Source organism: Klebsiella sp. MBT K-1, assembly GCF_002556465.1.
GTDB lineage: Bacteria > Pseudomonadota > Gammaproteobacteria > Enterobacterales > Enterobacteriaceae > Klebsiella > Klebsiella grimontii.
In genome coordinates this window covers 449527-459356 of the sequence record NZ_PDEL01000002.1, presented here as the reverse complement: position 1 = coordinate 459356, position 9830 = coordinate 449527, and the positions used below count along the sequence as shown (strand labels likewise).

Sequence of the window (9830 nt, the reverse complement as noted above, 5' to 3'; positions counted from 1 at the left end):
GCCCGGACACGGCATCCGGACCGCCATCAGAGAGAACTGGCCGGTTCTTTCTGACGGGTTAATCATACAAGCCCGGATAAGGCGTTTACGCCGCCATCCGGGGAATTCTGTTAAGGACGTTTACCAAACTCGCAGCTTTGCTGGGTCCAGCGGCGGGCCTGTTCGCTCAGGGTGAAGCCCAGACCGTGGCGTTCGGAAACCCACATCCGCCCGTCGCGCAGCTCCAGCTGTTCGTTAAACAGCGGGTTCAGCCACTCGAAATGCTCCAGCCACGGCTCGAGCGGGTAGGCGGCGGCGAGATGCAGGTGCACCTCCATCGCAAAGTGCGGGGCCAGCTTGCGACCGTGCTTCGCCGCCAGATCCATAATTTTCAGGAACGGGGAGATCCCGCCGACGCGCGGGGCGTCCGGCTGGACAAAGTCGCTGGCGTTGCCGAGGATCAGCTGCTCGTGTTCGCGGAAGCTGGTCAGCATCTCGCCGGTGGCAATCGGTGTATCCAGCGCGGCGGCGAGCTGCGCGTGGCCTTCAACGTCGTAAGCGTCAAGGGGTTCTTCAATCCAGATCAGGTTGAACGGCTCCATTTTGCGCCCCATGCGGATAGCGGTTTCGCGATCCCACTGCTGATTGGCGTCGACCATTAACGGGAAGTCATCGCCCAACACCTCGCGCACCGCCGTCAGACGACGAATATCCTCAGCGGTATTCGGCTGACCGACTTTCAGCTTAATCCCGCCAATGCCGTTTTCGCGGGAGATAGCCACGTTTTTCAATACCTGATCCAGCGGGGTATGCAGGAAGCCGCCGGAGGTGTTGTAGCACTGGACGGAATCACGATGCGAGCCGAGTAGCTTCGCCAGCGGGAGTCCGGCGCGTTTGGCTTTCATATCCCACAGCGCAATATCGAGAGGGGAGATGGCCTGTACCGCCATACCGCTGCGGCCTACGGAAGCCCCAGCCCACAGCAGTTTGGTGTAGATCTTGTCGATATCGTTCGGGTCTTCGCCGAGCAGATTATCGGCGATCTCTTTGGCGTGGGCGTAAATGCCCTGGCCGCCCGCGCGCTTGGAATAGCTAAAGCCGACGCCTTCAAAACCGTCCCGGGAGCGGATTTCGGCGATGATAATCGCCACTTCGGTCAGCGGCTTTTGTCGACCGGTCAGAACTTTTGCATCGCTGACGGGGGTCGCCAGCGGCAGAAAAGCCAGCGACAGTTTGACGTGTTCAATACGGTCACCGGTCTCAGCGGCGGTTTTGACGCCGGAAGCTTTGGCGTAGGTCACGGACTCGGAATTAGCACTCGAGGTCATAGTCAGTTCCTTTTTAGTGATAAAATGTTTGCGCTAACATTTTTAATCCTGGAATTGTCTTTACGCTACGACAGTGATTTTAATTTGTACAAACGATCACAATTAGCGGTTATAACGAGTGAAATTATGCAGCGCAGGTCACGATCCAACAAGGTTTGTGAAAACTTACAAAGCATAATGATAGCGATAACATTTTGTTTTTCAGGTCGTTGATTCTCTTAGAGATGTCCCGGAGGGCGCTGGCAATTGCGCGGGCCATCATCAATAATGCCCACAGGAAACGACTCAACACAGGGGCTTAGTCGTGAAAAGCAGAAAACCGACGCGCGCGCCGACGCTGGATGACGTTGCCCGCAGCGCCGGGTTGTCATCGATGACGGTCAGTCGGGCGCTGAATACGCCGCAGCTGGTACGGCCAAAAACGGTCGAGAAAGTGATGCAGGCGGTGCAGGCGACGGGCTACATCCCCAATGCGCTGGCCGGCGGCCTGGCCTCCAGGCGCAGTAAGCTGGTGGCCGTGGTGGTGCCGCAAATTAACAACAATATGTTTGTCGATACCATCCAGGCGCTGAGCGATACCCTGGCGGCGCGCGGCTACCATATGCTGCTGTGCGTGGCGGGCTACAGCCGACAGACCGAAGCCGAGCTGGTCGCAACCTTACTCTCCCGGCGTCCGGATGGCGTCGTGTTGACCGGCATTCAGCACGCCCCGGCGTTGAAGAAGACGATTCTCAACGCCGCTACGCCGGTGGTGGAGATCTGGGATCTCACCCCGACGCCGCTGGATATGCTGGTCGGTTTTTCGCATGAAAAAGTCGGTGAAACCATTGGCGAGTATCTGCTGGAAAAAGGCTACCGCCGACCGGGTCTGCTGTGGGCCGGCGACGCGCGCGCGACGTTGCGAAAGCAGGGGCTCTGCGCACGGCTGGCCAAAAACGGCATTGACGATGCGCCGCAGGTCGAAGTGCCGCTTCCGGCATCACTGGCGCTGGGGCGTCGCGGCCTGGCCGAGCTGCTCGCTGGCGGCGAATTTGACGTTATCGTCTGCAGCTCCGATACCCTTGCCCAGGGGGCGATTATGGAAGCCGAAAGCCGGGGTCTGCGCGTGCCGCAGGATCTGGCGGTGATCGGTTTTGGCGATCTGGACTTCGCCGCCAGCAACCGTCCGGCGATCACCACCGTCAGCGTCGACCGTCACGCCATCGGCGAGCAGGCGGCCACGCTGCTCGCCGACCGCATCGAAGGCGGCGGTGAAGGGGACGTGATTATTGATATCGGCTTTCACCTGGTGGCGCGGGAGTCGGCGTAGGGCGTTCTATAGCGGCATCGCGCGATCGAATCTATACTGCAACATGGCTAAACCTGCCGCCGCCGCGCTCCTGTGCGGCGAATTCACGAGGGCGCAGAACATGATCACCGTCTATGGCGTACCCGGCTGGGGGTCGACAATTAGCGAACTGATGCTGACGCTGGCCGATATCCCGTACTATTTTGTCAACGTTGAGGGCTTTGACCAGCCGGGCCCGCAGCGCGACCGCCTCAAACAGATAAACCCGCTGTGTCAGGTGCCGACCCTGACGCTTGAAGACGGTAGCGTGATGACCGAATCCGCGGCGATTGCCCTGATGATCCTCGACGTTCGACCGGATCTGGCTCCTGCGCCGGGATCGCCGCAGCGGCATGCCTTTCAGCGTCTGCTCATCTGGCTGGTGGCGAACGTTTATCCCACCTTTACCTTTGCGGATTACCCCGAACGCTGGGCCGCCGATGCGCCAGAGCAGCTGCGGGAAAGCTGCATCCGCTATCGTAAATCGCTTTATTTGTGGCTGGAGCAGCAGCTTGCCGCCGCGCCGTATGCGCTGGGCGCGGAGATAACCCTGCTCGACTGCTATATCGCGGCGATGTGCGCCTGGGGCCCGCGCCGGGAGTGGTTTGCGGCCCATACGCCAAAATTCGTCGCCGTGGCGGATGCGGTGTATCGCCATCCCAAACTCCAATCCGTGCTGCGTCGCAACGAGCTGATTTAAAGCACAAAATGAGAACTGAACGTCGCCTGCTATGATAGCTTTATTGTCCTGACAATAAGGAGCCTGCTATGCCGCACGTTGATATTAAATGTTTTCCCCGCGAGCTGAATGATGAACAAAAAACGGCGTTGGCCGCCGATATTACCGAGGTGTTGATTCGCCATCTGAACAGCAAAGAGAGTTCGGTGAGCGTGGCCCTGCAGCAGGTGGATCCGAGCGACTGGCAGCAGGTCTGGGACAGCGAAATCGCCCCGCAGATGGAGCAGTTGATTAAGAAGCCGGGTTACAGCATGTAATCCGGGCCCCCGGAGGCGATGCTGCGCATCTGTCCGGGCTACGCGCCCCCTGCGGTCTGCGATCCGGTAGCCCGGGCAAGGCGCTCTGCGCCGCCCCCGGGAGCGTGGGCACTGAAGCCAGGTCATGAGCGATACGTCTTGTCCTGGGCCAACGCGTCACAATGTACCGGGTACATAAAATCCTTTGATTACTGTACACAGTACATGTATATTGTCTGGTAAGTCGTAAGGACATCAGGGAATGAGATGTTTACTTTTATTGAACTACAAGGCTTCAGTAAACGACGCCAGGTGCTGTTACCGGATGATGAATTTCGGGCCTTTCAGGAAATCCTGATCAATGATCCTGAGGCAGGTGACACCATTTCGGGAACCGGAGGTTTTCGTAAAATCCGCTGGAGTCGTCCCGGAACGGGCAAGCGCGGCGGCGTGCGGGTGATTTACTATAATGTAACGATAAAGGGAAGAATTTACCTGGCGCTCATCTATCCTAAAAATGAACAGGATGAATTAAGCCAGGAGCAGAAAAAGATGTTAAGGCAGGTTGCTGAGTTATTAAACTAGCCAATAAACATAAAGTGAGGCTGAGCTATTAATGATTGAAACATCGATAGCGCCAGAGAGCCAACTGAGGTGTATATGAAAGACGAATTGTTTGCCGATCTGCTGGCTAGTGCAGAAGAGATGGTCAGGATTGAGAAGGGTGAACAAACGCCGAAGGTGCACCACGTTCATACCTTCAGCGAAGTTGATGTGAAAGCGATACGCGAAGCCACAGGTTTAAAACAGCAGGACTTCGCCGCCGCCGTTGGCGTTAGCTATGAGCTAGTTAAAAGCTGGGAAACGAAACGACGTCATCCAACCGGTGCATCCAGAAAGCTGCTTTTATTGCTTCAGGGCAATCCATTGATTATCAATTTGTTGAAGGTTATTTGAATCGTTACGCTTCGCAACGAAAATGGCAGGATCTGCACCCTTTCGTAACCGAGGACATTTAAAAAGGAGAGTATTATGTATGGAAGCCAATGATTCTATTTTGAAAGAAATCGAGAAATACAGCACTCATATTGATAGGTTTAGAGCGCGAGCAAACACTCATGGTATCTGGTTGTTTATTGCTACCCTTGGATGCTGGGGGGTAACTGAGCCCAGTATTCGGATATTGGCATTCGTTATGCTTTTCTTTATTTTTTTGTTTCTTCTACACGGTAGCTTTCCAGGTGAAAAGCGAACGTTTAAAAAGATTCACGATGATATAAAAAATAAAATACTTAATAATTTAACACCAGAACAACAGCAAGAAAGGTTTGACGATCTTCTCATCGTTGAGAAAAAACGAAAGTCACTTGTTGGAATTATAAAAACAACCTTTATCTTTTTAGCCTGTTATGGTTTTTATTTTATTAGTTTATTTTACTTCATACAGAACTGGCATAGCGATAAAGTTACAGCGTGTATTTAAATAAACCCGTCCAGGCGTTTGCCCCGGACGGGCAACTTTATTAAAACCAAATCTCCGTCTGTACCCCGAAGTTCCAGTTCCCCCCGGCGGTAAAGCCTTTACTACCGAAATCATCGTTAATTGCGTAGCGTTCCAGATCTTTATCCCAGTTCATCCAGGTCACAAAGAAACGAATCTCCGGTCGCGCTTTAATATCCAATACATCGCCCACTTTGAACGTCGGGGCGAAGGTCAGCTTGTAAAAATCGCCGCTCACCGCCTGGTATTGATGCACGCCGCTGTCGTAGCGATAGGTTCGTCCATGGGGATTGAGGTCCATATATTGCCAGGACGCCTCGTACAGCAGGGCGAAGTTGCGGGTGATCCCCTGCGAAACCCGCAGGTTGAAGGTCGCCCAATCGTAGCGGTCGCCGTCGCGGTAGCGATCTTCGCTATGCTGGGCGATAACCGATGGCGCAAGCTGCCAGTTTTTGCCCAGCGGCAAAATACCGTAGGACGCAAAGCGCAGAGATTTGGCGTTTTCAGTAAGATCGCCATCGCTGCCGGGCTGCCGCGCCTCGGCGCCCAGTCCGCCGCCGTACTGCAGGGCGCTCTCCGATACGCCTGGCGCCAGGCCGTAGAACCGCTGTTTATCGTGATACGCCAGCATCGCATAGTAGCCGTTCTTCGCCGTATTATCGCTGCGCAGGGCGTAGCTGCCGGTCGTCGACGTATTATCCTTTAGCGAATCGTTACCCTGCGCGGTCATTGCCGTGGTCATTAGCTGCCAGTTGTTCCAGAAGTGGTTGGCGGTGAACATCAGGTTCTGGATATCGTTATCTTCATAGTTATCGCTACCCAGATCGCCAAAGCTGCGCGCATAAACCGAGTAGTCGCCGCGCAGCGCGCTGTTCCAGTTGACGTCATTGATCCCGCCGCCGGTACCGCCGAGGAACATAATATCGCTATCGGTAAAATGGATATCGAAGTTATCGCGGTCGAAACGCTTGCCCGCCCAGATGGAGGCGTTCCTGAACGGCCCGGAAAAATCGGCGAAATTGCCCATCTCGACGTACAGCTGGCGCACGTTCAGGTGATGGCTATCGTTATCCTGCACCCACGGATCCGGGTTGGTCGCGCCGTCGGCCAGCATGGTTTTAAAGTGCGCCCACGACCCGTCGCTGAAGGTCATTTTCTTGCCGAAGCTCAGCTCGACGTAGTTATCTTTCTCGTTACCGAGACGGCCAACATGGGCGTCACCGTTGAGCGAACTGGCCGGCGAGATCCCCGGACCGCCGCGCGCGCCTTTGCCGTGGCTGTTGACCAGCATTCCGGAGCGGGCGTAGGCGTTAAATTCAAAGCCATCGCTCAGGCGGGTTTTCGCCAGCTGTTTGTCGGCAGCCTGCTGCTTTTGCTCCGTGGCATCGGTGCGCTGGCTTAACGTCTGCACCTGTTTTTCCGCCGCCGCCGCGCGCTGTTCTGCCGCGCTGGTGCGCAGCTCCGCCTGCTGCGCCTGACGCTTGGCCTCTCCGGCCTCCTGCTCCGCATGGTTAAGCCGGGCCTCCAGCTGCGCCAGACGTTGTTCAACGCTGAGCGGGGCCGCACTCGCGCCGTAAGCTGAAAAAAGGGCGCAGCAAACCGCTGCGCTAATCAAAGAGATACGCATATTAATCCTTATTTTTTCAGAGGTATGAAGGGTATGCAGCGCCTTACAGGGCGTGGTTTTCTCCGGCGACTGATGACGCATCCGACGGCGCGCGGCGTCCGGCATCAAGGTCGGCGCGGATCTGCTCGTACTGGTCGTCGAGGCGGTAGAAACGGCCTATCCACAGCATCGAGGCGACAATCAACAGCGCCGGGATATAGAGGTAGCAGGCTTTAATCGCCAGCATCGCGCCATCGCTTTGGGCCTGGTTGGCGATATAGCCGCCGGATGAGAGCAGTACCCCGGTAATAGCGCCCGCGCCCGCCATAGCCACTTTGCCAAGAAAACCGTTGATAGAGGTCAAAATGCCAGCGGTATTGATGCCGGTTTTCCACACCCCGTAATCCACCGGATCGGCCTGCATGGAGAAGTAAATTGCCGTGCGCTGTCCGGCGCCGAGCGATAGCACCACCGCGCCGGCGATCAGCCCCCAGCTGTTAACGCCTGCCGCCATCATCATGCCCATGCCGACCAGGTTGATCGCGCTGGCCACCAGGTAGACGTGGCGTTTTTTCATGCGGCTGGCGAGCAGCGGTACGGTGAGGGTACCCAGCAGCGGCACGAAGGTGGAGATCCCGGCGACGATCGCCGTGAGATCGTTATTGCCGACGTAGTAGTGGAAGAAGTAGACCAGCGCCCCGGTCTGGAAGAAGAACGCGCCCCACATCAGGAAAATATTAATGGCGAAGACGAACCATGGCCGGTTGGCGCGCAGGCTGACCCAGGCGCGTTTTAAAGTCATGCGCTCCTGGGTAATGCTGATATTTTCTTTAACGTTACGAAAGCTCACCAGCAGGAAAAAGGTGGCAATAACGCCGAAAACCACCGCCGTATAGAAGAAACCGTGCTGCTGATTGCCTTTCCCCAGCGCGCTAACCAGCGGCAGAGTGGCGACCGCGACAATGGTTGCGCCGAGCGAGCCGAGCAGGATACGCACCGCCGACAGCGTGGTGCGTTCGCGCGAGTCGTTCGTCAGAAACGGCAGCATGGCGCAGAACGGAATGTTGACGAGGGTATAGAGAAACGACAGGCACAGATAGGTGATAAAAGCGTAGATCAGCTTACCGGTGGTGCCGAAATCCGGCACGTAGAAGGCCAGAATACACAGCAGTCCAAAGGGAAGTGCGCCGATCAGCAGGTATGGACGACAGCGTCCCCAGCGGGTGGCGGTGTTGTCGATAACCAACCCCATCAGCACATCGGCAACGCCGTCCACCAGACGCGTAACGAGGAACATCAGGCCAACGTAATAGGCGGGCAGCCCCATCACGTCGGTGTAAAAGAACATCAGATAAAGAGAGATCATCTGCCACACAAGGTTGCAGGAGAGGTCGGCGATGCCATAGCCAAGGCGCTGCCGCCATAGGGTAAAGGTTGTTTCTGCCATAAAAATAAACTCGCTTATCGTTGTTGTTAAAGTCCGTACTGGCGAATAAACCAGGCCGGGGTGCAGCTCCACGCATGACAGTAACTGTTGATCAGTTTGCTGCCATAAGGGGAAAAGTCAGGATGCGCCGGGTCGAAGATTTCCCAGAAAGTATCGGCGCCGTAGTCGACCATGGCACCCCAGTAGGCCTTGATCTGCGCAATCGCTTCATCCCGCAGCCCGCACTGCAACAGGGCGGCGATATAGTGGTGACGCAGGTACGGCGTGTTCATGGCGATGGCGGGGGGATTTTTCTCCAGGTTGCGCATGATCTCCCGTCTCTGCTGCGGCGTGCCGACTTCCGCCAGCACCAGCCAGATTTGCGATGCCCATGAGACCTGGCGCAGCGGGCCGCTAATGTAGAAGCCTTGCCGCTCGTCCCAGAACGAATCAAGCGCCGCCGCTTTAAGCTGCTGTAAACGGGTGCGATAGCGGGCGGCTAATTCAGGCTCAAAGCGTTCCGCCAGCCAGACCGCGCGCTGCAGGCAGTAAATCAGCACGCCCTGCGCCGCCGCCTGTTTATTCAGCGACGCTTGCCAGTCGATAAACACCCACCAGTCGTCGCTATCGCGCACAATACCGGAGGGGCCGCAGCGGCTTAGCGCCAGCTCTACCTGACGGCGCGCCGTGGGCCACAGCTCGCGGGCCGTTTCAACGTCCTCGGCGCTTTGCCAATGGTTATAAAGAACGTCGACAAAAAACAATGAATAATCAAACAGAAAGGTATCGTCCGCAACGACATCCGGCTGGACGAACACGTTGGCCGACACCATCCCGTCCTCGCGAGTATGCCCGGCGAAAAGGTACAGACAGCGGCGCACCAGATCGTGGCGGGCGAAGGTGACATCGTTCACCAGCGCCTGCAGACGTAAATCGCCAAGCCACAGGCGGCGGTCGCGTTTGGGCCCATCTTCAAACACCTCCTGCATGCAGTTTTGTAGGGTCAAAACGGCGATGCTATCGATGGCCTGGAGCTGCGGGTCGGAGGTGGTCGCCGCCGGGCATGCGCCGCTGGCTGAGGTAACGGCATTAACCTGGATCTGGTCAAACTGCAGACGAAACTTGCGCGAAACGGCTTTGACCTCCACCTTCAGGTAGCGGAAACAGTAGCGACGCGGGAGGTCAACTTCGGCGGGCAGGACATCGAGCCACAGATCCTGCTGCTGCAGCCAGCTGCTGCTGAGCCAGCCCTGATAATCGCTGAACGGTTCGCACACTTCGCTCAGCGTTTCGCCGAAGGTGAACTGCAGATGGGCCGGAGCGTCCGGCGGGCTCCCGGCGCTCCGGCAGAGAAAATGCAGGTAACCAACGTAGTGGCTGCCAAAATCAATAATGACGCTATCGCCGCTGGTCAGCTCGCGCTGGTAAAACGCGGCCAGGGTGCTCACCGGCTCGGCGCGCCAGCCAAAGAGCGCCGCGGCGTCGGCGCGGGCTTCCACCACCGCGCTCGGCAGATGCGCCTGACGGCGCAGCGCGGGCCGGAGCGCCTCGGCGATGCGTAAAAAATGCGGGTGGCGAGTCATCGTGACCTGAGAATTATGCTGAATTGCCTGTGACATACTGCGTCCTCTGTGTTTAATTGTCCGCAGCATAAGACGCCGCCGCCCACGGCAACCACTCTGGCAATG

Annotated in this window: 10 protein-coding genes; 6 read left to right on the top strand and 4 right to left on the bottom strand. The window is 56.9% G+C overall.

Annotated elements, in window-relative coordinates:
* Window positions 1-110: 110 nt before the first annotated feature.
* The gene (locus CMQ96_RS04650; RefSeq protein ID WP_004138165.1) at window positions 111-1307 is read right to left on the bottom strand and encodes an L-talarate/galactarate dehydratase; all 1197 of its coding nucleotides are present in this window, start codon (window positions 1305-1307) and stop codon (window positions 111-113) included.
* Window positions 1308-1611: 304 nt separating this feature from the next.
* Here CMQ96_RS04650 and CMQ96_RS04645 point away from each other — a divergent pair, with 304 nt between their 5' ends.
* From CMQ96_RS04645 to CMQ96_RS04620, 6 genes are all read left to right on the top strand, one after another.
* Entirely contained in the window at window positions 1612-2616 is a 1005-nt protein-coding gene (locus CMQ96_RS04645) for a LacI family DNA-binding transcriptional regulator (RefSeq protein ID WP_004138163.1), read from the top strand.
* Between the two features lie 100 nt (window positions 2617-2716).
* Window positions 2717-3334, top strand: a complete 618-nt coding sequence (locus CMQ96_RS04640) for a glutathione S-transferase family protein (protein WP_049090420.1) — start codon at window positions 2717-2719, stop codon at window positions 3332-3334.
* 68 nt (window positions 3335-3402) lie between these two features.
* A complete protein-coding gene (gene pptA, locus CMQ96_RS04635; protein WP_049086003.1) occupies window positions 3403-3630 on the top strand; it encodes a tautomerase PptA in 228 nt (75 codons plus the stop codon).
* 246 nt (window positions 3631-3876) lie between these two features.
* Window positions 3877-4194: a type II toxin-antitoxin system RelE/ParE family toxin gene (locus tag CMQ96_RS04630; protein ID WP_004138145.1), complete on the top strand. Its 318-nt coding sequence runs from the start codon at window positions 3877-3879 to the stop codon at window positions 4192-4194.
* A gap of 75 nt (window positions 4195-4269) precedes the next feature.
* Window positions 4270-4566, top strand: coding sequence for a NadS family protein (gene nadS, locus CMQ96_RS04625; protein ID WP_004138143.1), 297 nt, complete (start codon window positions 4270-4272; stop codon window positions 4564-4566).
* 79 nt (window positions 4567-4645) lie between these two features.
* On the top strand, window positions 4646-5092 hold the full coding sequence (locus tag CMQ96_RS04620; RefSeq protein ID WP_049103126.1) for a hypothetical protein: 447 nt from the start codon (window positions 4646-4648) through the stop codon (window positions 5090-5092).
* A gap of 40 nt (window positions 5093-5132) precedes the next feature.
* Here the strand turns inward: CMQ96_RS04620 and CMQ96_RS04615 are convergent, their stop codons facing one another.
* From CMQ96_RS04615 to CMQ96_RS04605, 3 genes are read right to left on the bottom strand one after another with little or no spacing between them, the layout of a single operon-like run.
* Entirely contained in the window at window positions 5133-6737 is a 1605-nt protein-coding gene (locus CMQ96_RS04615) for a carbohydrate porin (protein WP_049131182.1), read from the bottom strand.
* A gap of 43 nt (window positions 6738-6780) precedes the next feature.
* Window positions 6781-8163 (bottom strand): glycoside-pentoside-hexuronide (GPH):cation symporter, encoded by a 1383-nt coding sequence (locus CMQ96_RS04610; RefSeq protein ID WP_049086333.1) that lies wholly within the window; start codon window positions 8161-8163, stop codon window positions 6781-6783.
* Window positions 8164-8189: 26 nt separating this feature from the next.
* Window positions 8190-9761, bottom strand: a complete 1572-nt coding sequence (locus tag CMQ96_RS04605; RefSeq protein ID WP_064342630.1) for a family 78 glycoside hydrolase catalytic domain — start codon at window positions 9759-9761, stop codon at window positions 8190-8192.
* Between the last annotated feature and the right edge of the window lie 69 nt (window positions 9762-9830).

What these genes read in the sequence shown, in the direction of transcription:
- CMQ96_RS04650 (WP_004138165.1), bottom strand. Translation starts at nt 1,307, where the DNA reads ATGACCTCGAGTGCTAATTCCGAGTCCGTGACCTACGCCAAAGCTTCC.
- CMQ96_RS04640 (WP_049090420.1), top strand. Translation starts at nt 2,717, where the DNA reads ATGATCACCGTCTATGGCGTACCCGGCTGGGGGTCGACAATTAGCGAA.
- pptA (WP_049086003.1), top strand. Translation starts at nt 3,403, where the DNA reads ATGCCGCACGTTGATATTAAATGTTTTCCCCGCGAGCTGAATGATGAA.
- CMQ96_RS04630 (WP_004138145.1), top strand. Translation starts at nt 3,877, where the DNA reads ATGTTTACTTTTATTGAACTACAAGGCTTCAGTAAACGACGCCAGGTG.
- nadS (WP_004138143.1), top strand. Translation starts at nt 4,270, where the DNA reads ATGAAAGACGAATTGTTTGCCGATCTGCTGGCTAGTGCAGAAGAGATG.
- CMQ96_RS04620 (WP_049103126.1), top strand. Translation starts at nt 4,646, where the DNA reads ATGGAAGCCAATGATTCTATTTTGAAAGAAATCGAGAAATACAGCACT.
- CMQ96_RS04615 (WP_049131182.1), bottom strand. Translation starts at nt 6,737, where the DNA reads ATGCGTATCTCTTTGATTAGCGCAGCGGTTTGCTGCGCCCTTTTTTCA.
- CMQ96_RS04610 (WP_049086333.1), bottom strand. Translation starts at nt 8,163, where the DNA reads ATGGCAGAAACAACCTTTACCCTATGGCGGCAGCGCCTTGGCTATGGC.
- CMQ96_RS04605 (WP_064342630.1), bottom strand. Translation starts at nt 9,761, where the DNA reads ATGTCACAGGCAATTCAGCATAATTCTCAGGTCACGATGACTCGCCAC.